27 protein-coding genes are annotated in these 24,689 nt (G+C 66.8%); 20 read left to right on the top strand and 7 right to left on the bottom strand.

Going from position 1 to position 24,689, the window contains the following annotated elements:
* The first annotated feature begins 138 nt into the window (after positions 1 to 138).
* Entirely contained in the window at positions 139 to 456 is a 318-nt protein-coding gene (locus AC3B6A_RS21300; RefSeq protein ID WP_488399086.1) for a YqfO family protein, read from the top strand.
* Positions 457 to 504: 48 nt separating this feature from the next.
* Here AC3B6A_RS21300 and AC3B6A_RS21295 read toward each other — a convergent pair whose 3' ends face one another.
* Both AC3B6A_RS21295 and AC3B6A_RS21290 read right to left on the bottom strand, forming a co-directional pair.
* Positions 505 to 1,005, bottom strand: coding sequence for a L,D-transpeptidase family protein (locus AC3B6A_RS21295; RefSeq protein ID WP_488399085.1), 501 nt, complete (start codon positions 1,003 to 1,005; stop codon positions 505 to 507).
* A 52-nt stretch (positions 1,006 to 1,057) separates the two neighbouring features.
* A complete protein-coding gene (locus tag AC3B6A_RS21290) occupies positions 1,058 to 1,609 on the bottom strand; it encodes an NUDIX hydrolase (protein WP_488399084.1) in 552 nt (183 codons plus the stop codon).
* Between the two features lie 139 nt (positions 1,610 to 1,748).
* On the opposite strand from AC3B6A_RS21290, the gene AC3B6A_RS21285 reads away from it, so the two are divergent.
* From AC3B6A_RS21285 to AC3B6A_RS21265, 5 genes are all read left to right on the top strand, one after another.
* Entirely contained in the window at positions 1,749 to 2,345 is a 597-nt protein-coding gene (locus tag AC3B6A_RS21285) for an NUDIX hydrolase (protein WP_488399083.1), read from the top strand.
* 55 nt (positions 2,346 to 2,400) lie between these two features.
* Complete coding sequence (locus AC3B6A_RS21280; RefSeq protein ID WP_488399082.1) at positions 2,401 to 2,928, top strand: gamma carbonic anhydrase family protein; 528 nt, start codon at positions 2,401 to 2,403, stop codon at positions 2,926 to 2,928.
* Positions 2,925 to 3,113, top strand: coding sequence for a DUF1289 domain-containing protein (locus AC3B6A_RS21275; RefSeq protein ID WP_488399081.1), 189 nt, complete (start codon positions 2,925 to 2,927; stop codon positions 3,111 to 3,113). The genes AC3B6A_RS21280 and AC3B6A_RS21275 overlap by 4 nt, the downstream gene beginning before the upstream one ends.
* Positions 3,114 to 3,231: 118 nt before the next feature.
* Entirely contained in the window at positions 3,232 to 4,413 is a 1,182-nt protein-coding gene (purT, locus tag AC3B6A_RS21270; RefSeq protein WP_488399080.1) for a formate-dependent phosphoribosylglycinamide formyltransferase, read from the top strand.
* On the top strand, positions 4,410 to 5,138 hold the full coding sequence (locus AC3B6A_RS21265) for an SGNH/GDSL hydrolase family protein (RefSeq protein ID WP_488399079.1): 729 nt from the start codon (positions 4,410 to 4,412) through the stop codon (positions 5,136 to 5,138). The genes purT and AC3B6A_RS21265 overlap by 4 nt, the downstream gene beginning before the upstream one ends.
* Positions 5,139 to 5,258: 120 nt before the next feature.
* Here AC3B6A_RS21265 and AC3B6A_RS21260 read toward each other — a convergent pair whose 3' ends face one another.
* From AC3B6A_RS21260 to AC3B6A_RS21250, 3 genes are all read right to left on the bottom strand, one after another.
* Complete coding sequence (locus AC3B6A_RS21260) at positions 5,259 to 6,572, bottom strand: MFS transporter (protein WP_488399078.1); 1,314 nt, start codon at positions 6,570 to 6,572, stop codon at positions 5,259 to 5,261.
* Positions 6,573 to 6,855: 283 nt separating this feature from the next.
* Positions 6,856 to 8,151, bottom strand: a complete 1,296-nt coding sequence (locus tag AC3B6A_RS21255) for an HlyC/CorC family transporter (RefSeq protein WP_488399077.1) — start codon at positions 8,149 to 8,151, stop codon at positions 6,856 to 6,858.
* A 49-nt stretch (positions 8,152 to 8,200) separates the two neighbouring features.
* Positions 8,201 to 9,001 (bottom strand): cytochrome C assembly family protein, encoded by an 801-nt coding sequence (locus AC3B6A_RS21250; protein WP_488399076.1) that lies wholly within the window; start codon positions 8,999 to 9,001, stop codon positions 8,201 to 8,203.
* Between the two features lie 220 nt (positions 9,002 to 9,221).
* On the opposite strand from AC3B6A_RS21250, the gene ffh reads away from it, so the two are divergent.
* The 6 genes from ffh to AC3B6A_RS21220 all read left to right on the top strand — a co-directional run bounded on the left by ffh (position 9,222) and on the right by AC3B6A_RS21220 (position 13,246).
* Positions 9,222 to 10,595 (top strand): signal recognition particle protein, encoded by a 1,374-nt coding sequence (gene ffh, locus AC3B6A_RS21245; RefSeq protein WP_488399075.1) that lies wholly within the window; start codon positions 9,222 to 9,224, stop codon positions 10,593 to 10,595.
* Positions 10,596 to 10,737: 142 nt separating this feature from the next.
* A complete protein-coding gene (gene rpsP, locus AC3B6A_RS21240; protein WP_024766882.1) occupies positions 10,738 to 10,986 on the top strand; it encodes a 30S ribosomal protein S16 in 249 nt (82 codons plus the stop codon).
* A gap of 14 nt (positions 10,987 to 11,000) precedes the next feature.
* Positions 11,001 to 11,528, top strand: a complete 528-nt coding sequence (rimM, locus tag AC3B6A_RS21235; protein ID WP_488403663.1) for a ribosome maturation factor RimM — start codon at positions 11,001 to 11,003, stop codon at positions 11,526 to 11,528.
* A gap of 3 nt (positions 11,529 to 11,531) precedes the next feature.
* Positions 11,532 to 12,275, top strand: coding sequence for a tRNA (guanosine(37)-N1)-methyltransferase TrmD (gene trmD / locus AC3B6A_RS21230; protein ID WP_488399074.1), 744 nt, complete (start codon positions 11,532 to 11,534; stop codon positions 12,273 to 12,275).
* 43 nt (positions 12,276 to 12,318) lie between these two features.
* Complete coding sequence (gene rplS / locus AC3B6A_RS21225) at positions 12,319 to 12,669, top strand: 50S ribosomal protein L19 (protein ID WP_009616363.1); 351 nt, start codon at positions 12,319 to 12,321, stop codon at positions 12,667 to 12,669.
* A gap of 163 nt (positions 12,670 to 12,832) precedes the next feature.
* Positions 12,833 to 13,246 carry an acyl-CoA thioesterase gene (locus tag AC3B6A_RS21220; protein ID WP_488399073.1) on the top strand — a complete coding sequence of 138 codons (414 nt, stop codon included), beginning with the start codon at positions 12,833 to 12,835 and terminating at the stop codon, positions 13,244 to 13,246.
* A gap of 58 nt (positions 13,247 to 13,304) precedes the next feature.
* Here AC3B6A_RS21220 and AC3B6A_RS21215 read toward each other — a convergent pair whose 3' ends face one another.
* Positions 13,305 to 13,982 (bottom strand): cyclic di-GMP-binding domain-containing protein, MshE-related, encoded by a 678-nt coding sequence (locus AC3B6A_RS21215; protein ID WP_488399072.1) that lies wholly within the window; start codon positions 13,980 to 13,982, stop codon positions 13,305 to 13,307.
* Between the two features lie 212 nt (positions 13,983 to 14,194).
* On the opposite strand from AC3B6A_RS21215, the gene xerD reads away from it, so the two are divergent.
* The 5 genes from xerD (at position 14,195) to AC3B6A_RS21190 (ending at position 19,426) form a co-directional block, all read left to right on the top strand.
* On the top strand, positions 14,195 to 15,091 hold the full coding sequence (xerD, locus tag AC3B6A_RS21210; RefSeq protein WP_488399071.1) for a site-specific tyrosine recombinase XerD: 897 nt from the start codon (positions 14,195 to 14,197) through the stop codon (positions 15,089 to 15,091).
* A 181-nt stretch (positions 15,092 to 15,272) separates the two neighbouring features.
* Positions 15,273 to 16,001, top strand: coding sequence for a DsbC family protein (locus AC3B6A_RS21205; protein ID WP_488399070.1), 729 nt, complete (start codon positions 15,273 to 15,275; stop codon positions 15,999 to 16,001).
* Between the two features lie 174 nt (positions 16,002 to 16,175).
* Positions 16,176 to 17,480, top strand: coding sequence for a homoserine dehydrogenase (locus AC3B6A_RS21200; RefSeq protein ID WP_488399069.1), 1,305 nt, complete (start codon positions 16,176 to 16,178; stop codon positions 17,478 to 17,480).
* A gap of 96 nt (positions 17,481 to 17,576) precedes the next feature.
* On the top strand, positions 17,577 to 18,986 hold the full coding sequence (thrC, locus tag AC3B6A_RS21195; RefSeq protein ID WP_488399068.1) for a threonine synthase: 1,410 nt from the start codon (positions 17,577 to 17,579) through the stop codon (positions 18,984 to 18,986).
* A 158-nt stretch (positions 18,987 to 19,144) separates the two neighbouring features.
* Positions 19,145 to 19,426 (top strand): DUF3509 domain-containing protein, encoded by a 282-nt coding sequence (locus AC3B6A_RS21190; protein WP_488399067.1) that lies wholly within the window; start codon positions 19,145 to 19,147, stop codon positions 19,424 to 19,426.
* Positions 19,427 to 19,486: 60 nt separating this feature from the next.
* Here the strand turns inward: AC3B6A_RS21190 and AC3B6A_RS21185 are convergent, their stop codons facing one another.
* Positions 19,487 to 20,686: a CaiB/BaiF CoA transferase family protein gene (locus tag AC3B6A_RS21185; protein WP_488399066.1), complete on the bottom strand. Its 1,200-nt coding sequence runs from the start codon at positions 20,684 to 20,686 to the stop codon at positions 19,487 to 19,489.
* A gap of 257 nt (positions 20,687 to 20,943) precedes the next feature.
* Between AC3B6A_RS21185 and AC3B6A_RS21180 the strand changes: the two genes are divergently transcribed.
* The 3 genes from AC3B6A_RS21180 (at position 20,944) to recJ (ending at position 24,598) form a co-directional block, all read left to right on the top strand.
* Entirely contained in the window at positions 20,944 to 22,122 is a 1,179-nt protein-coding gene (locus tag AC3B6A_RS21180) for a GGDEF domain-containing protein (protein WP_488399065.1), read from the top strand.
* 63 nt (positions 22,123 to 22,185) lie between these two features.
* Positions 22,186 to 22,725, top strand: a complete 540-nt coding sequence (locus AC3B6A_RS21175) for a YaeQ family protein (protein WP_488399064.1) — start codon at positions 22,186 to 22,188, stop codon at positions 22,723 to 22,725.
* 157 nt (positions 22,726 to 22,882) lie between these two features.
* On the top strand, positions 22,883 to 24,598 hold the full coding sequence (gene recJ, locus AC3B6A_RS21170) for a single-stranded-DNA-specific exonuclease RecJ (protein WP_488399063.1): 1,716 nt from the start codon (positions 22,883 to 22,885) through the stop codon (positions 24,596 to 24,598).
* The last annotated feature ends 91 nt before the right edge of the window (positions 24,599 to 24,689 follow it).

The raw sequence follows: 24,689 nt of genomic DNA, 5'->3' as shown, positions 1-24,689 counted from the left end.
ACGGCGCCGGAACCAGACGGTCGAAGCTGCACGATGATCGGTAAGCCATAAGAGGCAAAGTGCCACTATTTGTGGCAGCATTTGCCAGCCTTGGTACCTATTGCCACGGTCGTGTTCCTGTTTCGATCGGAGTGTCCGATGTACAAATTTTGCTTCTACGTTCCGGAAAGCCATCTGGAACCGGTCAAGAAAGCGGTATTCGCCGCAGGTGCAGGACGCATCGGTGCCTATGACAGCTGTTGCTGGCAGGTGCTCGGACAAGGGCAGTTCCGCCCGCTGCAGGGCAGCAACCCGTTCATCGGCCAGGCGGGCACCGTCGAGCAGGTGGCCGAGTGGAAGGTCGAGATGGTGGTGGCCGACGAGCTGATCCATGACTCGGTCAAGGCGCTGAAGGCGGCGCATCCGTACGAGACGCCGGCCTTCGAGGTGTGGCGGCTGTCGGACATGGTCTTCTGACACCCATGAAAAAGGCGCCTTCGGGCGCCTTTTTCATTCATGTGTGCGTCAGGGGCGGATCTCGATCAGCGTGCCGTCCTTCACCAGGCTCCAGACCTCGCGCAGATCGGAGTTGGTCATGGCGATGCAGCCGTTGGTCCAGTCCAGGGTGGAGAAGTACCACTCGGGGTATTCGTCATCCAGCGGGGTGCCGTGGATCATGATCATGCCGCCCGGCGACAGGTTCTTTTCCCGTGCCTTGGCCACGTCGCGCGCATTGGGGTAGGAGATGTGCATGGAGAGGTTGTACTTGTCGCTGGTCTTGCGCCAGTCGATCCAGTAGAAGCCTTCCGGCGTGCGGTTGTCGCCCTCGGCGAGCTTCGGTCCCTGCGGGCGCTTGCCCAGGGAGACGCGATAGCTCTTGAGGATCTTGCCGTTGCTCAGCAGGTGCAGTTTGCGCTCGGACTTGAGCACGAGAATCTTGTCGATGTGGCCGTCGAGCGTCGGTGTCGCATTGGCGTGCGAGAACGCTGCGAAGGTCAGACAAAGGACGGCGATCAGCCAGCGCATTGAAACGTATTCCCCAGTGATCCTAATGCCTTAGAGGCGGTGTTCAAGTCTTTTAGTTCTTTTTCTGTGCCAGCATCGGTGCGATGGCTTCGTTGCGTATCGGGAAGCTCTGTTTGAGCCGGTCCGCGAAGTAGCATTCTAAGGTACGGCCTACCGTGGGGAAAGCCAGCTCGGACCACGGGATGTCGGATTCTTCGAACAGCTGCACTTCCAGGCTTTCGTCGCCGGCGCGGAAGTTCAGGTCGGCCAGTTCGGCGCGGAAGAACAGGTACACCTGGCTGATGTGCGGCAGGTCGAACAGGGTATAGAGCTGCAGGTCGCGGACGCGGGCGCAGGCTTCTTCCAGGGTCTCCCGAACGGCGGCCTGCTCCAGGGTCTCGCCGTTCTCCATGAAGCCGGCCGGCAGGGTCCAGAAGCCCTGGCGCGGCTGGATGGCGCGGCGGCAGAGGAGGATGCGGCCTTCCCACACCGGCAGGCAGCCGGCGACGATCCGGGGATTCTGGTAATGCACGGTATGGCAGTGGTCGCAGACGTAGCGCGGGCGGTTGTCGCCGCTGGGGATGCGCAGGCTCACGGGAGCGCCGCACTGGCTGCAGAATTTCATGCCGGTTCCTTGTTCGGGTGTGCGTCCATCTTGCGCGCCGCGCCGGGCGTGCAGCAAGGGCCGGGGCTTGGGCAGTCCGGTCTTTCGTGCCATGATCCTTCCATTAAAAGAATCGGCCCTTTCCCGCAGGATGTTCGGCATGCTGGACCAGCTGCGCCAACGTATACAGGCGCACACGCCTCGCGACTTCGAACTGGACCGCAGCTTCCCGGAAGCGGCGGTCCTGCTCCCCATCACGCCTCACGAAGAACTCGTGCTCACCCTGCGCGCGACGGGGTTGTCCACCCACAGCGGCGAGGTGGCCTTTCCGGGCGGGCGGCGCGATCCCGGCGACGTCGACCTGATCCATACCGCCCTGCGCGAGGCGGAGGAGGAGATCGCCCTGCCGCCGGGCCTGGTGGAGGTGGTCGGGCCGCTGAGCACCCTGCTGTCCCGCCACGGCATCCTGGTCAAGCCATTCGTCGGTTTCGTCCCGGATTTCGTCGAGTACCGCCCCAATGACGGCGAGATCGCCGCGGTATTCAAGGTGCCGCTGGAGTTCTTCCGCGGCGACCCGCGGGAAACCACCCATCGCATCGATTATTTCGGCCGCAGCTGGTACGTCCCCAGCTACCTCTACGAGGGGTACAAGATCTGGGGGCTGTCCGCGATCATGCTGGTCGAGCTGGTGAACCTGCTGTACGACGCCCGCATCGACCTGCACCAGCCGCCCGCGCAGTTCATCAAGCTGAGCTGACGCCATTTCCCCTAGCCACGCGCACAATGAGCAGCCCCCGCCTGAGGAGAACTCCATGAAATACCGCCTGGGCTCGTCCCGAGTCGAAACCCATCCGGAAAGCTGGATCGCCCCCACCGCCACGGTGATCGGCAAGGTCCGCCTCGATGCCGGCGCCAGCGTGTGGTTCAACGCCGTGCTGCGCGGCGACAACGAGCTGATCCACGTCGGCGAGCACAGCAACGTGCAGGACGGCACCGTCATGCACACCGACATGGGCTACCCGCTGACCCTGGGCAAGGGCGTCACCATCGGCCACAACGCCATGCTGCATGGCTGCCAGGTGGGCGACTACAGCCTCATCGGCATCAACGCGGTGATCCTCAACGGTGCGAAGATCGGCAAGTACTGCATCATCGGCGCCAATGCGCTGATTCCCGAGGGCAGGGAAATCCCCGACGGCTCGCTGGTGATGGGCTCGCCCGGCAAGGTGGTGCGCGAGCTGACCGAGGCGCAGAGGAAGATGCTCGAAGCCAGCGCCGCCCATTACGTGCACAACGCCCAGCGCTACGCCCGCGAGCTGGCCGAGCAGGAAGAAGAATGACCGTCGAGCGCCCCGTGGCCTCGCCCTGCGTGCACGTCTGCGCGCTGGACGACGCCGACCTCTGCCTGGGTTGCCAGCGCAGCGCCGACGAAATCACCCGCTGGGGGCGCATGGACAACGCCGAGCGCCGCGAGGTGCTCAGGCGCTGCGAAGAGCGCGCCCGGCAGCAGGGCGTGCTGATCTAGATTTAGCGCGCCGCCGGACTTTCCATTTCCGGACTTTCTATTTCCGAACTATCGATTTCCGAACTATCGATTTCCGAACTATCCATTTCCGAACTTTCCCATCTCCGAGGTTCACGCAATGCCCCGTATTGGAACTCCCCTGTCGCCGAGCGCGACCCGTGTACTGCTCTGCGGCTCCGGCGAGCTGGGCAAGGAAGTGGCGATCGAACTGCAACGGCTGGGCTGCGAAGTCATCGCCGTCGACCGCTACGAGAACGCCCCGGCCATGCAGGTGGCGCACCGCAGCCACGTGATCAGCATGCTCGACGGTGCCGCCCTGCGCGCGGTGATTGAGCGGGAGAAGCCGCACTACATCGTGCCGGAGATCGAAGCCATCGCCACCGCGACCCTGGTCGAGCTGGAGAACGAAGGCTACACCGTCGTCCCCACCGCCCGCGCCGCGCAGCTGACCATGAACCGCGAGGGCATCCGCCGCCTGGCCGCCGAGGAACTGGGCCTGCCCACCTCGCCGTACCACTTCGCCGACACCTACGAGCAGTACGCCGCCGGCGTCGCGGCCGTGGGCTATCCCTGCGTGGTCAAGCCGATCATGAGCTCCTCCGGCAAGGGCCAGAGCGTGCTGAAATCCGACGCCGACCTGAAAGCCGCCTGGGACTACGCCCAGGAAGGCGGCCGCGCCGGCAAGGGCCGGATCATCGTCGAAGGCTTCATCGACTTCGACTACGAGATCACCCTGCTGACCGTGCGCCACGTCGGCGGCACCACCTTCTGCGCGCCCATCGGCCACCGCCAGGTGAAGGGCGACTACCACGAATCCTGGCAGCCCCAGGCCATGAGCCCGAAGGCGCTGGCCGAGTCCGAGCGCGTGGCCAGGGCGGTCATCGAGGCGCTGGGCGGCCGCGGCCTGTTCGGTGTGGAGCTGTTCGTGAAGGGCGATCAGGTGTGGTTCAGCGAAGTCTCGCCGCGCCCGCACGACACCGGCCTGGTGACACTGATTTCCCAAGACCTCTCCGAATTCGCCCTGCACGCCCGCGCCATCCTCGGCCTGCCGATCCCGGTGATCCGCCAGTTGGGCGATTCCGCCTCGGCGGTGATCCTGGTGGAAGGCACGTCGCAGCAGGTTTCCTTCGGTAACCTCGGCGCCGCCCTGAGCGAGCCGGACACCGCGCTGCGCCTGTTCGGCAAGCCGGAAGTGGACGGCCAGCGGCGCATGGGCGTGGCCCTGGCGCGCGATGCGTCCGTCGACGCCGCCCGCGCCAAGGCGACCCGCGCGGCCCAGGCGGTCAGCGTCGAGCTGTGAGCCGCTGGGCGGGGCTGATGTGGTGGGCGGCGGCGTTGCCGCTGCTGCCGCTGGCCCTGCCGATGGCCGTGCGCACCCGGCGCACGGCCTTGCGCCTGGCTCCTGCGGCGGGCGTCCGCGAGGGTGTCGCCGGGCCTGAGCGGGCGGGCGAGCCCTTTCGCCTGCTGCTGCTTGGAGAGTCCACCGTCGCTGGCGTCGGCGCATCCTGCCTGGACTTCGCCCTGGCCGGGCGGCTGGCTTCGGCGCTTTCCAGTCATCTGCGGCGTCCCGTCGCCTGGCGCGCGGTGGGGGAGAACGGCATCACCGCCGCCGAGGCCAGCGAGCGCCTGTTGCCGCTGGTCGCGGAGCAGGATTACGACCTGGTGGCGCTGGTCTTCGGCGTCAACGACACCACCCATTTCAGTTCCAGCCAGCGCTGGCTGGACGCTCTGCGGCAACTGATCGGGCATTTCCGCCGCCGTGGCGCGCGGGTCGTGTGCACGGCGGTGCCGCCGTTGCAGCACTTCACGGCGCTGCCCTGGCTGCTGCGGCAACTGCTCGGCTGGCGCGCGGCGCTGCTGGATCGCCAGCTCGGCGGACTGGCGCAGGCGCAGGGCGCGGGGTATTGCGAGGTCAGTCTGGAGATGCAGCCGCAGTTTCTCGCCATCGACGGCTATCACCCGTCGGCGCTGGGCTACCAGGTCTGGGGTGAGCACCTGGCGCAGTGGCTGGTTTCCCGGGATTGAATCTGCAGGCGCGGGTCATGCCCGCGAAGCGCTTCGCGGACAAGGTCCGCTCCTACGAAAGCGGCAGCCCCTTGCAGGAGCGGACCTTGTCCGCGATAAGCCGGCAGGGCCGGCTCGGGCTCAGCGAATGTCGTTCAGATCATCCTCGCGGGTTTCGCGCAGGCACAGCACCGCCAGCAGGCTCAGCGCCGCGGCAACAGAGACATAGCCGCCGACCCAGCTCAATCCACCGATGCCTACCAGCTTCTGCGCGATGTACGGCGCCACCGAGGCACCGAGGATGCCGCCCAGGTTGTAGGCCGCCGAGGCACCGGTGTAGCGCACATGGGTGGGGAAGAGTTCCGGCAGCAGCGCGCCCATGGGGGCGAAGGTCACGCCCATCAGGAACAGCTCCAGCGACAGGAAGACCGCCACGGACACCGGGGAGCCCTGGCTCAGCAGCGGCTCCATGGTGAAGCCGGAAAGGATCGCGGCGATGCAGCCGACGATCAGCACCGGCTTGCGCCCGAAACGGTCGCTGAGCCAGGCGGAGAGCGGCGTGGCGGCGGCCATGAAGAGCACGGCGATGCACAGCAGGCCGAGGAATTCCTCGCGGCTGTAGCCCAGGCTGCTCACTCCGTAGCTCAGCGAGAACACCGTGGAGATGTAGAAGAGGGCGTAGCAGACCACCATCGCCAGGGCGCCCAGCACCGTCGGCTGCCAGTGTCTGGCGAAGAGTTCGGCGATCGGCAGGCTGGCGCGCTCGTGGCGCTCCATCGCCTTGGCGAACACCGGGGTTTCCGCCAGCTTCAGGCGCACGTACAGGCCGACCATGACCAGCGCGGCGCTGAGGATGAACGGAATGCGCCAACCCCAGGCGCGGAACTGCTCCTCGGTCAGCAGGACGGCCAGGCAGAGGAACAGGCCGTTGGCGGCGAGGAAGCCGATCGACGGGCCCATCTGCGGGAACATGCCGAACCAGGCGCGACGCCCCTTGGGCGCGTTCTCCGTGGCCAGCAGCGCGGCTCCGCCCCATTCCCCGCCCAGCCCCAGGCCCTGGCCGAAGCGCAGCACGCAGAGCAGGATGGGCGCCCAGGCGCCGATGCTGTCGTAGCCCGGCAGCAGGCCGATCAGGGTGGTGGAGACGCCCATCAGCAGCAGCGAGGCCACCAGGGTCGATTTGCGCCCGATGCGGTCGCCGAAGTGGCCGAACAGCGCCGAGCCCAGCGGGCGGGCGAGGAAGGCGATGCCGAAGGTGATGAAGGCGCTCAGCGCCTGGGCGGTGCCGGAGGTCTGCGGGAAGAACACCGGGCCGATCACCAGCGCGGCGGCGGTGGCGTAGACGTAGAAGTCGTAGAACTCGATGGCGGTGCCGATGAAGCTGGCGACCGCGACGCGGGTGGTGGAGTTGGTCCGTTCGGCCGGCTGTGCGGCGGCAAGGGTGGCGCTGGTCATGGGAGTATCCCTGGCAGTCAGGCACGGCGACGACTCTGGCGATCGTGTCCGGCGTTCTTTTAAGGCATCGCCGTGGCGCGAGATGCGAGCGCGGCCCGGGTCGGGGCAGGGGAGGCGCGGCTCGCGGCGGGTCGGGGCGAGGCCGGCTGCTTCGCAAGGCAACGACGCGGGGTCGAGGCTCGGCGGGCGTGCGGGTGACTGGCCAGCGGAACCGCGCGGATAGCAGCGGCGGCTGGCGGGAGGCCGGGTAGGCCGTCCGGATTATAGGGGCGGGCGGGGCCGCTCAGGCAAGCTCGTCGCGCTGCGGTGCGGGCGGCGTGGGAATGCCGGGCAGCCAGACGCGCACGCTCTTCACGCGGTTCTCGCCGGACTGGAGGATTTCCAGGCGGTAGCGGCCGATCCGCAGGCACACCGCGCAGTCGGGAATCTGTTCCAGGGCCTCGGTGATCAGCCCGTTGAGGGTCTTGGGGCCGTCGCTGGGCAGTTGCCAGCCGAGGGTGCGGTTGAGGTCGCGCAGGTTGGCCGAGCCATCGATCACATAGGTGCCGTCGGCCTGCGGGTGGATGTCGGGGTTGCGCAGGGAGTCCTGGTTGCTGAACTCGCCGACGATCTCCTCGAGGATGTCTTCCAGGGTGATGATGCCGATCACCTCGCCGTACTCGTCGACGACGATGCCGATGCGCCGCTTCTGCTTCTGGAAGTTCAGCAACTGGGTCGACAGCGGCGTGCTCTCGGGCACGAAGTAGGGCTCCAGGCAGGCGGCCTTGAGGCTTTCCTTGGTCAGCTGGTTGTGCGTCAGCAGGCGCGCGATCTGGCGCATGTGGACGATGCCTTCGACCTGGTTGATGTCGTTGCGGAACACCGGCAGGCGGGTGTGGGTGGTGTTGCGCAGCTGGCCGATGATGGTCTCCAGCTCGTCGTCCAGGTCGATGCCCTGGACTTCGTTGCGCGGGATCATCAGGTCGTTCACCGTGATCTTTTCCAGGTCGAGGATGCTCAGCAGCATGTCCTGGCGGTTGGCGGTGAGCTTCTCGCTGGATTCGCTGACGACGCTCTTGAGCTCCTCGCTGCTCAGCGGCTTGCTGACGCGCTGGGTCGGGTCGAGGCCGAGCGCCCGCAGCAGCAGGTTGCTCACCCCGGTCATCAGCCACAGCAGCGGGCTGAACAGCTTCTGCAGCCACAGCAGCGGCAGGCTGGCGGGGAAGGCGACGCGCTCGGGGCGCAGCGTGGCGTAGGTCTTGGGGGTGATCTCGCCGAAGATCAGCAGCACCAGGGTCAGGACGATGGTGGTCGGCGCGACGGCCGCCTCGCCCCACAGGCGCAGGGCCAGCAGGGTGGCCAGGGCGGAGGCGACGACGTTGACGAAGTTGTTGCCGATCAGGATGGTGCCCAGCAGCCGGTCGGTGCGCAGCAGCAGCCAGCTGGTGCGCCGCGCGCCGCGGTTGCCCTGCTTGGACAGGTGGCGCAGGCGGTAGCGGTCGAGGCTGAGGACGCCGGTCTCGACGCTGGAGAAGAAGGCGGAGCAGAGCAGCAGGAAGACCAGCAGGCCGATCAGATAGCCGGGGTGGATGTCGCCCATGCGTCGGGTTCCTTCGGCGTTCCGCGGCGGTGCGGCACCGCCGCCGGCGTCAGATGTGCAGGATGAATTCCTTGACCAGCTTGCTGCCGAAATAGGCCAGCATCAACAGGCAGAAGCCCGCCAGGGTCCAGCGGATCGCCTTGTGTCCGCGCCAGCCGAGCTGATGGCGGCCCCACAGCAGCACGGCGAATACCACCCAGGCGAAAGCGGACAGGATGGTCTTGTGCGCCAGGTGCTGGGCGAACAGGTTGTCGACGAACAGCCAGCCGGAGACCAGCGACAGCGAGAGCAGCAGCCAGCCGCCCAGGAGGAAGCCGAACAGCAGGCTTTCCATGGTCTGCAGCGGCGGGAAGTTGCGGATCAGGCCCGACGGATGCTTGTGCTTGAGCTGGTGATCCTGCACCAGCAGCAGCAGCGCCTGGACCACGGCGATGGTCAGCACGCCGTAGGCGAGGATCGACAGCAGGATGTGCGCGAGGATGCCCGGCCCCTCGTTGATCGGCTCGAGGGTGCCGTGGGGCACGAACGCCGCCAGCAGGGTGGTCAGGGCGCCGAGCGGGTAGAGGAAGATCAGCAGGTTCTCCACCGGGATGCGCAGGCAGGCCAGCAGCGTCAGCGCGGTGATCGCCGCGGAAATCAGGCTGGCGGCGTTGAAGAAGTCCAGTACCAGGCCACCGGGCGTCAGCAGCTCCTGGCTCAGGCTGTAGGCCTGGCAGAGCAGCGCGACCACGCCCAGCAGGAGGAGCAGCGGTTTCTGCGGCGGGGTGCGGCGGGCCAGGCGAATGCTCTGGTAGACGGTGGTGCCGATATAGAGGACGGCGGCGATCAGGCTGGGCAGCAGAGGTTGCATAAGTCCTTGGAACAGTCCTTGGAAGGGGGACCCGAAAGGCCGTGAGTGTGGCATACAACGGCCCGGTCTAGAAAGCCGCCGGGAACAGTTCGCTTCCGGTGCGGGCGCGGTCCGTCACAGAGGGATCATCGGCGGTGTTGGCGCTGGCCGCACTTCGCTATAATCGCCGGCTTGCTGACAAGCCAAACCCTGACCCGACCGGGTCTGATTAGGAACGCGCATGTTCGAAAACCTTACAGATCGCCTCTCGCAAACGCTGCGCCACGTCACCGGCAAGGCCAAGCTGACCGAGGACAACATCAAGGACACGCTCCGCGAAGTGCGGATGGCCCTGCTGGAGGCCGACGTGGCCCTGCCGGTGGTCAAGGACTTCGTCGCCAAGATCAAGGAACGCGCGGTCGGCACCGAGGTTTCCAAGAGCCTGACCCCGGGCCAGGCCTTCGTGAAGATCGTCCAGGCCGAACTGGTCGAGCTGATGGGCGCGGCCAACGAGGACCTGGCACTCAACGCGGCGCCGCCGGCGGTCATCCTGATGGCCGGCCTGCAGGGCGCGGGCAAGACCACCACCGCCGGCAAGCTGGCGCGCTTCCTCAAGGAGCGCAAGAAGAAGTCCGTGCTGGTGGTGTCCGCCGACGTCTACCGCCCGGCGGCGATCAAGCAGCTGGAAACCCTGGCGGGCGACATCGGCGTGACCTTCTTCCCGTCCGACACCAGCCAGAAGCCGGTGGCCATCGCCGAAGCGGCGATCCGCGAGGCGAAGCTGAAGTTCATCGACGTGGTGATCGTGGATACCGCCGGTCGCCTGCACGTCGACGCCGAGATGATGGACGAGATCAAGCAGGTCCACGCGGCGATCAACCCGGTGGAAACCCTGTTCGTGGTCGACGCCATGACCGGCCAGGACGCCGCCAACACCGCCAAGGCCTTCAACGACGCGCTGCCGCTGACCGGCGTGGTGCTGACCAAGGTCGACGGCGACGCCCGTGGCGGCGCCGCGCTGTCCGTGCGCGCCATCACCGGCAAGCCGATCAAGTTCCTCGGCATGGGCGAGAAGAGCGAAGCGCTCGACCCGTTCCACCCCGACCGCGTGGCCTCGCGCATCCTCGGCATGGGCGACGTGCTCAGCCTGATCGAGCAGGCCGAGCAGAACATGGACCGCGAGAAGGCCGAGAAGCTCGCGAAGAAGATCAAGAAGGGCAAGGGCTTCGACCTCGAAGACTTCCGTGACCAGCTGCAGCAGATGAAGAACATGGGCGGCCTGGGCAGCCTGATGGACAAGCTGCCGATGCTCGGCGGCGTCAACCTGTCGCAGATGGGCAACGCGCAGAACGCCGCGGAGAAGCAGTTCAAGCAGATGGAGGCGATCATCAACTCCATGACCCCCGCCGAGCGCCGCGATCCGGAAGTGATCAGCGGCTCGCGCAAGCGCCGCATCGCCCTGGGTTCCGGCACCCAGGTGCAGGACGTCGGCCGTCTCATCAAGCAGCACAAGCAGATGCAGAAGATGATGAAGAAGGTCACCGCCAAGGGCGGCATGGCGAAGATGATGCGCGGCATGGGCAGCATGTTCCCCGGCGGCATGCCGAAGATGTGACCCGGAGGGCCCGCCAGCCGGCGGGCCGACGTGCTGCGGCTTGCGGCGCGGGGCTTTAGCTCATAGAATATGCGGCCTTTCGGGCTCCGTGCCCGAGGGCTGCATTTCTTTTTTGCAAGCAAACCATAGGAACAACGAACGCATGGTAACCATTCGTCTGGCTCGTGGCGGCTCCAAGAAGCGCCCGTTCTATCACCTGACCGTGACCAACAGCCGCAACGCTCGCGACGGCCGTTTCGTCGAGCGCGTCGGTTTCTTCAACCCTGTCGCCACTGGCGCCGAAGTCAAGCTGTCGGTCAACCAGGAGCGTCTGAACTACTGGCTGAGCCAGGGCGCTCAACCGTCCGAGCGTGTTGCTCAGCTGATCAAGGAAGCCGCCAAGGCTGCCTGAGATCGATGAACACGATGCCTGCTCCCGCCGAGGAGATGATCGTTCTCGGCAAGATCGTTTCGGTGCACGGCATTCGTGGCGAGGTGAAGGTGTATTCCTTTACCGACCCGTTGGACAACCTGCTGGACTACCGTCGCTGGACGCTCAGGCGTGGCAACGAGGTTCGACAGGCTGAACTGGTTCAGGGGCGCGTGCAGGGCAATGTCCTGGTCGCGAAGCTGAAGGGACTGGATGATCGCGAGATCGCCCGCACCTTCGCTGAATTCGAAATCCTGGTCCCGCGCAGCGAGCTGCCGGTGCTGGACGATGGCGAGTTCTACTGGAGCCAGTTGGAAGGTCTCAAGGTGATCGACCAGAACGGGCAACTGTTCGGGATTCTCGACCACATGCTGGAGACCGGCGCCAACGATGTGATGGTAGTCAAGCCCTGCGCAGGCAGCCTGGACGACCGTGAACGCCTGTTGCCCTATACGGACCAGTGCGTACAAGCGGTGGACCTGGAAGCCGGCGAGATCCGGGTGGACTGGGACGCGGACTTCTAATCCATGTGGGTAGGAGTCATCAGCATCTTTCCGGAGATGTTTCGCGCCATCAGCGACTACGGCATCACGAGTCGCGCGGTCAAGCAGGAGCTGATCCAGCTTCAGTGCTTCAACCCGCGGAGCAACACCGAGGACCGTCACCAGACGGTGGATGACCGGCCTTTCGGCGGTGGTCCCGGCATGGTGATGAAAATCAAGCCGCTGGAAGGCGCACTGGGCGATGCCCGGCAAGCCGCAGGCGGACCGGCGAAGGTGATCTACCTCTCGCCGCAGGGTCGCAAGCTGACGCAGGCGGCCGTGCAAGAACTGGCGAAAGAGGAACGACTGATCCTGATCGCCGGGCGTTACGAAGGCATCGACGAGCGCTTCATTGAAGAGCATGTCGATGAGGAATGGTCGGTTGGTGATTATGTCCTGTCCGGGGGTGAGCTTCCGGCCATGGTGCTGATCGACGCGGTCACGCGGTTGTTGCCCGGTGCACTGGGCCACGTGGACTCCGCCGAGGAGGACTCCTTCACGGATGGCCTGCTCGACTGCCCGCACTACACCCGACCCGAGGTGTACGCAGGCAAGCGTGTTCCTGAGGTGCTGCTCAGCGGCAACCACGAACACATCCGGCGCTGGCGTTTGCAGCAGTCCTTAGGCAGGACCTGGGAACGACGTGCCGATCTTCTGGATTGCCGCTCGCTTTCTGGAGAAGAGAAGAAGCTGCTGGAGGAATACATCCGCCAGCGGGACGATAGTTAACGTATCGATGGCGAGCGCGGTGCGCTTGTCTTAGGAGCACGAAATGACCAACAAGATCATTCAGCAGATCGAAGCTGAACAGATGAACAAAGAGATTCCGGCGTTCGCCCCCGGCGACACCGTAATCGTCCAGGTTAAAGTGAAGGAAGGCGACCGTCAGCGTCTGCAGGCCTTCGAAGGCGTTGTCATCGGCAAGCGCAACCGCGGCCTGAACAGCGCGTTCACCGTTCGCAAGATCTCCAACGGCGTAGGCGTCGAGCGTACCTTCCAGACCTACAGCCCGCTGGTCGACAGCGTTTCCGTCAAGCGCCGCGGCGACGTGCGCAAGGCCAAGCTGTACTACCTCCGCGAACTGTCCGGCAAGGCAGCGCGCATCAAGGAAAAACTGGTCTAAGTCACCGGTTCTCCAAAGAAAAAAGCAGCCTGAGGGCTGCTTTTTTCATGCCCGGAATTTGCCGGCCGACTGGTCCGGCCGCCCCATCTGCCCCCGGCAGCGCATTAGAAGCACAACACCCGCAGCACCGGCAGCCACCCTCATTGCATCAGGTAGCAGTGGCATGAGCCCCCGAGAGCAAGAAATCCTCCGCCGCACAGCGCTGGCGGAAACCCGCGTGACCAAGGCGATCTTCCCGCCCACCACCAACCACCACAACACCCTGTTCGGCGGCACCGCGCTGGCCTGGATGGACGAAGTCTCGTTCATCGCCGCGACCCGGTTCTGCCGGCTGCCGCTGGTGACCGTGTCCACCGACCGCATCGACTTCAAGCACCCGATCCCCGCCGGCTCCATTGTCGAGCTGGTCGGCCGGGTGGTGACGGTGGGCAACACCAGCCTCAAGGTCGAGGTGGAGGTGTTCGTCGAGAGCATGGCCGCCGACGGTCGCGAGAAGGCCATTCACGGCCTGTTCAGCTTCGTCGCCATCGACGACGACAAGCGCCCGGTGCCGGTCCTGCCCGGTTTCGAGGCCTGATCCTGACGTGAAATGAAGGAAGGCGCCCATGGGCGCCTTCCTTCATTTCAAGCAGGCCTCAGTGACGCAGGCTGATCTTCAGCGAGGCCTGGGACAGGTCGATGTTCTGCAGGCTCAGGCTACCCATGCTCTGGGTCTTCGGCGCGTGGGCGACGCGGATGTTGTCGAAGCGCACTTCGCCGATGGAGCTGGGCAGGCGCACGTTGATCGAGCCATCGGCGTTGAGGGTCGAGGAGGCGTGCAGGGTGTCGTACTGCACGTCGCGCATGGAGGTTTCGGCGTCCAGGCTGTCCACCACCGGCAGCACCAGCCGCGCGAGCTGCTTGACGGTATCCGCGCCGTCGCCGCCTTCCGCGCTGACCAGGAGGCTCTGCAAGGTGTCGTCGAACCCCTGGGCGCTGACGTCGCTCATCTCACGGTCGCTGAGCGGCTTGAGGCCCCTGGGCATCTCCTGGCGGGTGATGCTGGCCGGGGCCTGGCGCTGCATATCCGCGCTGGCCAGCTGGAACGGGCTGAGCAGCGCCGCGACGAGCGTCGCGGCGAGGCGCAGGTTGCTCTGCTTCTTCAGCGCCCGCGCGAGCTGGCGCTCGCTGATCCAGCCCTGCTGGATCAGGGTCTCGCCCAGCCGCAGCCCGTTGCCGAGCTGGAGCAGGATGGCCTGCTCCAGCTGCTGGAAAGTGATCAGACCCTTGCTGATCAGGATCTGCCCGAGGCGGGAGTGCTGTTGACTGGACATGGACGTGACTTCGCGGGTGGAATGATGGCGTTGTGAAATCATTGCCTGCCGGACTGCTACTGTCACCAGCCAAAAGATAGGCCGATGTTGCCGGTCGTCCGGCACCGTGGGGGTGTTTCCTATAGGGATAGCCGGGTTCCCGGGGGTTTCCAATGGCCCTGACGGGCGGGCTTGTGGAAGACTAACGGCCCCGGAACGCAACGATTTTCCCTATGAAGCCGCAGCCACATCCTTCCATCGACCGCTTCCTCGACACCCTCTGGCTGGAAAAGGGCCTTTCCGACAACACCCGTAGCGCCTATGGCAGCGACCTGGCGCTGTTCAACGGCTGGCTCGACGAGCGCGGGGTGGCGCTGGAGGCGGCGGGGCGCGAGGTGATCCTCGATCACCTGGCCTGGCGCCTGGGCGAGGGCTACAAGGCACGCTCCACGGCGCGCTTCCTCTCGGGGCTGCGGGGTTTCTACCGCTACTGCCTGCGGGAAGGGCTGATCGCCGAGGACCCGACGCTGCTGGTGGCGCTGCCGCAACTGGGCAAACCGTTGCCCAAGTCGCTCTCCGAGGCCGATGTCGAAGCGCTGCTGGCGGCGCCGGAGACCGACGACCCGCTCGGCCTGCGCGACCGCACCATGCTCGAAGTGCTCTATGCCTGCGGACTGCGCGTCAGTGAGCTGGTGGGGCTGACCCTGGAACAGGTCAACCTGCGCCAGGGCGTGGTGCGCGTTGTCGGCAAGGGCAGCAAGGAGCGGCTGGTGCCGCTGGGCGAGGAGGCGATCCGCTGGATCGAGCGCTACGTGCGCGAGGCGCGCGGCGACCTGCTGGCCGGCCGGCCGAGCGATGTGCTGTTCCCCAGCCTGCGCGGCGAGCAGATGACCCGGCAGACCTTCTGGCACCGCATCAAGCTGCACGCGAAGGTCGCAGGCATCGGCAAGAGCCTGTCGCCGCACACCCTGCGCCATGCCTTCGCCACCCATCTGCTCAACCACGGCGCCGACCTGCGGGTGGTGCAGATGCTGCTGGGGCACAGCGACCTCTCCACCACGCAGATCTACACCCACATCGCCCGGGCGCGGCTGCAGGACCTGCATGCCCAGCATCACCCGCGTGGGTGAGCGGGAGAATCCTTGCTCGCGAACCACGTTTCCCGGTGAGATTTGGCGTCAGGCGGTTCGCGAGCAAGCTCGCTCCTGCAAAAAGCAACGGCTCTGCCGCCGAAGCTTCCTGCTACAGCCTTTGGCTCGGTCTTGCCGGCCCGGTGTGATAGTCTTCGCCGACTGACCTCAGGAGTTTTCCATGCGTTTGTCCCGACTTCTGGCTGGCGCGGCCCTCGGCCTCGTCAGCACCCTTGCCCTGTCTGCCGAGCCGGACCAGGCGATCCGCAGCACCCTGCAGTCCCTGCAGCCTGACCTGCCCATCGAAAGCATCGCCAAGGCGCCCCTGGAAGGCCTCTACGAGGTGCAGCTCAAGGGCGGCCGCGTGCTCTATGCCAGCGCCGACGGCCAGTTCGTCGTCCAGGGCAACATCTACCAGGTGAAGGACGGCAAGCCGACCAACCTGACCGAGGTGGCCGAGAGCGCCGGCGTGGCCAAGACCATCAACGCCATTCCGACCGCGGACATGGTGGTCTTCCCGGCCAAGGGCGAGACCAAGGCGCACATCACCGTCTTCACCGACACCACCTGCCCGTACTGCCAGAAGCTGCACGCCGAAGTGCCGGAGCTGCAGAAGCGCGGCATCGAAGTGCGCTACCTGGCCTTCCCGCGCCAGGGGCCGAACTCGCCGGGCGATGCGCAACTGCAGGCCGTCTGGTGCTCCAAGGACCGCCAGGCGGCGATGACCGACATGTTCCATGAGAAGGAAGTGAAGGCCGCCAAGTGCGACAACCCGGTGAACAAGCAACTGGAACTGGGCCAGATGGTCGGTGTGCAGGGCACCCCGGCGATCATCCTGGCCAACGGCCAGATGCTGCCGGGCTACCAGCCGGCCGGCCAGATCGCCAAGCTGGCCCTGCAGGCCAAGTAAGCCGCGGGCTGCGCCTGGATTGACTAATAAAGAACCGCTTCGTAATGTGCGGTTCCTTCTGACAATGGACCGGGCCCGGGCCCGGTTCGATCCTGGTGCCTGACCACTGTGCCCGCCTCGTTGCGGGCACGCTGCGTCAGGCACCCTGCTGCTGTAATCATGGGGAGTTTCAGCGTGAATCCGGTGAGAGTGGGAATCTGTGGGTTGGGGACCGTCGGTGGCGGTACCTTCAATGTACTCAAACGCAACGCCGAGGAGATTGCCCGCCGTGCCGGGCGTGGTATCGAGGTTGCGCAGATTGCCGCCCGTCGCCCCAACCCGAAGTGCGAAACCGGTAGTACCCCCATTACTGCCGACATCTTCGACGTGGCGAACAACCCGGAAATCGATATCGTCGTCGAGCTGATCGGCGGCTACACCCTGGCCCACGAGCTGGTCCTCAAGGCCATCGAGAACGGCAAGCACGTGGTCACCGCGAACAAGGCGCTGATCGCCGTGCATGGCAACGAGATCTTCGCCAAGGCCCGCGAGAAGGGCGTCATCGTCGCCTTCGAAGCCGCCGTGGCCGGCGGCATCCCTGTGATCAAGGCGATCCGCGAGGGCCTGGCCGCCAACCGCATCAACTGGCTGGCCGGCATCATCAACGGCACCGGCAACTTCATCCTCACCGAGATGCGCGAGAAGGGCCGCACCTTCGCCGACGTGCTCAAGGAAGCCCAGGCGCTGGGCTACGCCGAAGCCGATCCGACCTTCGACGTCGAAGGCATCGACGCCGCGCACAAGCTGACCATCCTGGCGTCCATCGCCTTCGGCATTCCGCTGCAGTTCGACAAGGCCTACACCGAAGGCATCACCAGGCTGACCACCGCCGACGTGAACTACGCCGAGGCGCTGGGCTACCGCATCAAGCACCTGGGCGTCGCCCGCCGCACCGACGCCGGCATCGAGCTGCGCGTGCACCCGACCCTGATCCCGGCCGACCGCCTGATCGCCAATGTGAACGGCGTGATGAACGCGGTCATGGTCAACGGCGACGCCGCCGGTTCCACGCTGTTCTACGGCGCCGGCGCCGGCATGGAGCCCACCGCTTCCTCGGTGGTCGCCGACCTGGTGGACGTGGTTCGCGCCATGACCGCCGACCCGGAGAACCGCGTGCCGCACCTGGCCTTCCAGCCGGACGCGCTCTCCGACCACCCGATCCTGCCGATCGACGCCTGCGAAAGCGCCTACTACCTGCGCATCCAGGCCAAGGACCATCCGGGCGTACTGGCCCAGGTGGCGACCATCCTCTCCGAGCGCGGCATCAACATCGAATCGATCATGCAGATGGAAGTCGAAGAGCATGACGGTCTGGTACCGATGATCCTGGTTACCCACCGCGTGCTCGAGTCCCGCATCATCGAAGCCATCGCCGCGCTGGAAGCGCTGGATGACGTGGTCGGCAATGTCGTACGCATCCGCGTCGAACAGCTCAATTAACTCGGAGCGGCAAGCCACAGGCCGCAAGCTGCAAGCAGGTGCTCCGCTTGCAGCTTGAAGCTTGAAGCTTGCGGCTCAAACCGAAGGTTTGAAGAAATGCGCTACATCAGTACCCGCGGCCAGGCGCCCGCGCTGAACTTCGAAGACGTGCTGCTGGCTGGCCTGGCCAGCGACGGCGGCCTCTACGTGCCGGAAAACCTGCCGCGCTTCACCGTCGAGGAAATCGCCTCCTGGGCCGGCCTGCCGTACCACGAGCTGGCCTTCCGGGTGATGCGCCCGTTCGTCGCCGGCAGCATCTCCGACGCCGACTTCAAGAAGATCCTCGAGGAGACCTACGGCGTCTTCGCCCACAACGCCGTGGCGCCGCTGCGCCAACTGAACGGCAACGAGTGGGTGCTGGAGCTGTTCCACGGCCCGACCCTGGCCTTCAAGGACTTCGCCCTGCAGCTGCTCGGCCGCCTGCTCGACCACATTCTGACCAAGCGCGGCGAGCGCGTGGTGATCATGGGCGCCACCTCCGGCGACACCGGCTCGGCAGCCATCGAAGGCTGCAAGGCCTGCGAGAACGTCGACATCTTCATCATGCACCCGCACAACCGCGTGTCCGAGGTGCAGCGCCGGCAGATGACCACCATCCTCGGCGAAAACATCCACAACATCGCCATCGAAGGCAACTTCGACGACTGCCAGGAAATGGTCAAGGCCAGCTTCGCCGACCAGGGCTTCCTGAAAGGCACCCGCCTGGTGGCGGTCAACTCGATCAACTGGGCGCGGATCATGGCCCAGATCGTCTACTACTTCCACGCCGCCCTGCAGCTCGGCGCGCCGGCCCGCTCCGTGGCCTTCTCGGTGCCCACCGGCAACTTCGGCGACATCTTCGCCGGCTACCTGGCGCGCAACATGGGCCTGCCGGTCAGCCAACTGATCGTGGCGACCAACCGCAACGACATCCTGCACCGCTTCATGTCCGGCAACCGCTACGACAAGGACACCCTGCACGCGTCGCTGTCGCCGTCGATGGACATCATGGTTTCGTCCAACTTCGAGCGCCTGCTGTTCGACCTGCACGGCCGCAATGGCAAGGCTGTCGCCGAGCTGATGGACACCTTCAAGGCCACCGGCAAGCTGGCCGTCGAGGATGACCGCTGGACCGAGGCGCGCCGCCTGTTCGACTCCCTGGCGGTGAACGACGAGGAAACCTGCGAGACCATCGCCCAGGTCTTCGCCGAGTGCGGCGAGCTGCTCGACCCGCACACCGCCATCGGCGTGCGCGCGGCCCGCGAATGCCGCCGCAGCCTGGCCGTGCCCATGGTCACCCTGGGCACCGCGCATCCGGTCAAGTTCCCGGAAGCGGTGGAGAAGGCCGGCATCGAGGCCGTTCCGGCGCTGCCGGCGCACCTGGCCGACCTGTTCCAGCGCGAAGAGCGCTGCACCGTGCTGCCGAACGAACTGGCCAAGGTCCAGGCCTTTGTCAGCGCCCACGGCAACCGCGGCAAGCCGCTCTGATCCATCACGGATCGATGAAAAAGCCCGCCTGAATGGCGGGCTTTTTCATGGGCGACTGTTACGGTTTTATGGACCAACGGTACTGAAAAGACGAACTTAATCACCAGCCGCGGGGTCTTCTCTTCAGATTTTTTCATTTTGCAACAAGGAGATATGACATGGACCGGCTGAGTGCCCTGCTGACCGAGACCTTCGCTCCCCACACCCCCTCCCTGGGCCCGGCGCGCCCCGACGGCGGCCGCATCCTGACCCTGACCAACGACGCGGGCGATGTGGTGCTGCGCCGGGTGATCGACGGCCGGCAGCTGGCCGACGAAAACCAGCGCGAGGAAGCGATCCAGTCGGTGCGCCGCGACCTGCTGATCCAGGAGGGGCGGATGGAGGACGATGTGATCGTCGCCCTGCGCCAGCGCGCCCAGGTGCTCAGCTACGGGGCGTGAAGCGCCCGTGCAAGGCAGAACGCCGCCCCTGGGGCGGCGTTCGTGTTTCTGCGCGGCCGCTCAGACGGCGCCGTCGCGCCGCAGGGCGGCGATGGCCGCGGCGTCGTAGCCGAGGCTGCCGAGCACTTCATCGGTGTGCTCGCCCAGGCCGGGGCCGATCCAGTCGGCCGAGCCGGGGGTGTCGGACAGCTTGGGCACGATGCCCGGCATGCGGAACGGCTTGCCGTCCGGCAGCTTCGCCGAGAGGAACATCTCGCGGGCGAGGAACTGCGGGTCGGCGAACATGTCCTCGGCGGAGTAGATGCGGCTGGCCGGCACCTCGGCTTCGCCCAGCACGCTCAGCAGCTTGTCCAGGGGCTCCGAGCGGGCCCAGCGGTCGATCACCCCGTACAGTTCGTCGCGCCGCTGGTCGCGCCCGGCGTTGTCCGCCAGTTGTGGATCGTCCGCCAGGTCGGCGCGGCCGATGGCGAGCATGAGGCGGCGGAAGATCGCGTCGCCGTTGGCGGCGATCTGCACGTGCCGGCCGTCGGCGCTGGTGTGCACGGAGGAGGGGGTGATGCCGGGCATGATGTTGCCGGTGCGCTCGCGGATGAAGCCGAACACGTCGAACTCCGGCACCATCGATTCCATCATGGCGAACACCGCCTCGTAGAGCGCCACGTCCACCACCTGGCCCTGGCCGCCGTTGACCTCGCGGTGGCGCAGCGCCATGAGCGCGCCGATCACGCCCCACAGCGCGGCGATGGAGTCGCCGATGGAGATGCCGGTGCGCACCGGCGGGCGGTCCTCGAAGCCGGTGATGTAGCGCAGCCCGCCCATGGATTCGCCCACCGCGCCGAAGCCCGGCTGGTCCTTGTAGGGGCCGCTCTGGCCGAAGCCGGACAGGCGCACCATCACCAGCTTCGGGTTCAGCGCGTGGATCACCTCCCAGCCCAGGCCGAGCTTTTCCAGTACGCCGGGGCGGAAGTTCTCGATCAGGATGTCGGCCTCGGCCAGCAGCTTCTTCAGCACCTCGCGGCCGGCCTCGTGCTTGAGGTTCAGCGTCAGCGAACGCTTGTTGCGCGCCTGCACGAACCACCACAGCGAGGTGCCCTCGTAGAGCTTGCGCCACTTGCGCAGCGGATCGCCGCCGTCGGGCGACTCGACCTTGATCACCTCGGCGCCGAACTCCGCGCACAGGCGCGAGGCGAAGGGCCCGGCGATCAGCGTGCCCAGTTCGATGACCTTGAGGCCGGCGAGGGGTTTGGCGGTGTCGTTCATCGGTCGGTCCGTTCGGCGGGTGATCGGCGGACTCTACCGCCTGCGCGGGCGTTCGAACAGGCCGCCGGGCCGGCCGTCCGCGTCGGTGCTTTGCGCCGGCGATGGGCGCGCGTAGAGTAATCACATCCGAGGACACTCCCGTCAGCTCGTCCGACCCAGGGCAGGGTAACCCCGATGCGCGCGCTTCCGTCATCCCGCTTTCCCAGCCTTCCGGCGCTCCCTCCGGGATGCGTGCAGGCGGAGGGCAAGGGGGTGGCATGGTCCTGAGCCTGCCGACGCTGGTCGTGGTCGATCTCTACGTGCTGACCCTGGTCGGGCTGCTGATGGCGTTCGCCTGGCACAGCGGCCGCCGCGAGCCGACCCTGGGCTACATGAGCGCGGCGCTGCTGCTCGGCGCGCTCGGCACCTTCCTGAGCACCTTGCGCGGCATGGGCATCGATCTGGTGCCGATCCTGCTGAGCAACGTCATCCTGCACCTCTGCGCGGGGATGAACTGGACCGCCATGCGGGTGTTCACCGGACGTCGCCCGCACTGGCCGCTGATCTGCGCCGGCGCGGCAGCCTGGGCGCTGCTGTGCCTCTGGCCGGCGTTCTACGGCTCGCTGTCGGCGCGGGTCGTGGTCGCCACCCTGATCACCATCGCCTACTGCCTGGCCTCGATCGGCGAACTGCTGCGCAGCCGCCACAAGCTGGAGGTGGAGCTGCGGCCGATCCTGGCGCTGATGTTCTTCCATACCGGCACCTATGTCGTACGCCTGGCGGTGGACCGCGGCATGCCGTTCGAGAGCGTGGCGACCAACGGCCAGGGCTCGACCTTCTTCACCCTGCTGGTCTTCGAGACCATGCTCTTCGCCATCGGCATCGCCTTCGCCACCCTGGCGATGGTCAAGGAGCGCGCCGAACTGCAGTTCCGCAGCGCCGCCCTGAGCGACCCGCTGACCGGCGTGGGCAACCGCCGCGCCTTCATGGACTCCGGCGAGCGCGTGCTGCGCCTGTGCGCCGAGCGCGGCGAGCAGGCCTCGCTGCTGCTCTGCGACCTGGACAACTTCAAGCGCCTCAACGACTCCTTCGGCCACCCCGCCGGCGACCGCGTGCTGGTGGAGTTCAGCCGCATCACCGCCTCGCGCATGCGCAAGCAGGACCTGTTCGCGCGCATCGGCGGGGAAGAGTTCGTCTGCCTGCTGGTGTCCGCCGATGCCGAAGGCGCCTGCCAGGTGGCCGAGCGGGTGCGCCGCGAATTCGCCGAACTGCCGTTCATGGGCGAAGGCCAGCTCAGCGTCAGCATCGGCATCGCCACCACCCGCGAGGCCGGCCACGACCTGCCGCGCCTGCTGTCGCTGGCCGACCAGGCGCTCTACGCCGCCAAGGCCAAGGGCCGCAACCGCATCGAACTGGCCGCGCCGGAGCCGGGAACCGACCGCCGCGGCCGCGAGTGATCGACCCTCGGTCGGCGCTTTCGCGGTAGACTTGCCGCCTTCGAAAAATCGCCGGGAATCACCATGGCCCTGCCCGCCACCCCCTACAAAGCCGACATCAGCCTGACCGACCTCGACCGTGGGGTCTACGAGACCCTGCGCTTCACCGTCGCCCGCCATCCCTCGGAAACCGAGGAGCGTCTCGCGGTGCGCCTGCTCGCCTACGTCATCTGGTACAACGAGCAGCTGGCCTTCGGCCGCGGCCTGTCGGACGTGGAAGAGCCCTCGCTGTGGGAAAAGAGCCTGGACGACCGCGTGCTGCACTGGATCGAAGTCGGCCAGCCGGACGCCGACCGCCTGACCTGGTGCTCGCGCCGCTGCGAGAAGCTGACCCTGGTCGCCTACGGCAACCTGCGCGTGTGGACCACCAAGGTGCTCGACAGCGTGCGCCACCTGAAGAACCTCAACGTCGTCGCCATGCCCCAGGAGCCGCTGGAGGAAATCTCCCGCGACCTGCCGCGCTCGATCAACTGGACCGTGATGATCAGCGAAGGGACCGTTTTCGTCACCGACGAGCGCGGCCAGCACGAGCTGCAGGTGGAATGGCTGATGGGCGAACGCTGATCCGGAGCTGCTGCGCGTCGGCCGGGCTGCGTTGGCGACAGGCTCGGGCTTGCTCATTTGCTGCAGCAAACTCCGCCGCCCAAGCCTGCCGCCGCCTTGCCCGGCTCTAGCTCGCAAGCTCCGGGCGACATATAGACAAGTTACAACTGGAACACCCATGCGCATCGAATCCCGCCCGCTCCCGCAAACCCTGCCCGACCTGGGCGACCTGCCGCCGCTGCTGACCCGCCTCTACGCCTCCCGTGGCGTGCAGAGCGCCGCCGAGCTGGACAAGGGGCTGGCGCGGCTGATCCCGTACCAGCAGCTCAAGGGCGTGGACGCGGCGGTGGAGCTGCTGGTCGATGCGCTGGAGCAGGGCCAGCGGATTCTCTACGTCGGCGACTTCGACGCCGACGGCGCCACCGCCAGCAGCGTCGGCGTGCTGGCGCTGCGCATGCTCGGTGCGGCCTGGGTCGATTACCTGGTGCCGAACCGTTTCGAATACGGCTACGGCCTGACCCCGGAAATCGTCGCCGTGGCGCTGGAGAAGCGCCCGGACCTGCTGGTGACCGTGGACAACGGCATCTCCAGCATCGACGGCGTGGCCGCCGCCAAGGCCGCCGGCCTGCGCGTGCTGGTCACCGACCACCACCTGCCGGGGCCGGAGCTGCCCGCCGCCGACGCCATCGTCAACCCGAACCAGCCCGGCTGCGACTTCCCCAGCAAGGCCATGGCCGGCGTCGGCGTGATCTTCTACGTGATGCTCGCCCTGCGCGCGCGCCTGCGCGAGCGCGGCTGGTTCGCCGCGCGCGGCATCGCCGAGGCGAACCTCGCCGAACTGCTCGACCTGGTGTCCCTGGGCAGTGTCGCCGACGTGGTGCCGCTGGACGCCAACAACCGCATCCTGGTGCACCAGGGCCTCGCGCGCATCCGCGCCGGCCGCGCCCGTCCGGGCCTGCGCGCGCTGCTGGAAGTGGCCGGGCGCGACTGCCGGCGGATCACCTCCACGGACCTGGGCTTCATCCTCGGCCCGCGCCTGAACGCCGCCGGCCGCCTGGACGACATGTCGCTGGGGATCGAACTGCTGCTCTGCGAGGACGAGGGCCTGGCCCGTGACATGGCCGCGCAGCTCGACGGGCTGAATCAGGACCGCAAGGCCATCGAGCAGGGCATGCAGCGCGAGGCGCTGGCCCAGCTCAAGGAACTGCCGGAGGAGGAGATGCCCTTCGGCCTGTGCCTGTTCGACGCCGAATGGCACCAGGGCGTGATCGGCATCCTCGCCTCGCGCCTGAAGGAGCGCTACCACCGCCCGACCATCGCCTTCGCCGACGCCGGCGACGGCAGCCTCAAGGGCTCGGCGCGCTCGGTGCCGGGCTTCCACATCCGCGATGCGCTGGACGCCGTGGCCGCGCGCCATCCGGGGCTGATCAGCAAGTTCGGCGGGCATGCCATGGCCGCCGGCCTGTCGCTGCCGCAGGAAAACTTCGGCGCCTTCGCCGCGGCCTTCGATGCCGAAGTGCGCCGCCAGCTGGACGAGGACGACCTTACCGGCCGCCTGCTCTCCGACGGCCAGCTCGGCGCCGAGGAGTTCCACCTGGAGCTGGCGCGGGCGATCCGCCAGGCCGGCCCCTGGGGCCAGCACTTCCCCGAGCCGCTGTTCCACGGCGTGTTCCAGATCGTCCAGCAGCGCATCGTCGGCGAGCGCCACCTCAAGCTGGTGCTGAAGACCGAATGCGGCTCGCTGCAACTGGACGCCATCGCCTTCAACATCGACCGCGACATCTGGCCCAACCCCACCGTGCGCTGGGCGGAAGTGGCCTACAAGCTCGACGTCAACGAGTTCCGCGGCAACGAAAGCGTGCAGCTGATGGTGGCGCATATCGCGCCGCGCTGAGGCCGGCGTCCGCACCGGCGCGCGTGCAGCAAGCCCCCGCGTTTGACGGCGGCGCGCCAGGTGCGGGCGGGCGATGAAACACGGCGGCGGG

The organism is Pseudomonas sp. B12(2026), assembly GCF_057767015.1.
Note: the sequence above shows the minus strand (reverse complement) of the source record. Positions and strands in the feature narration are given on the sequence as shown.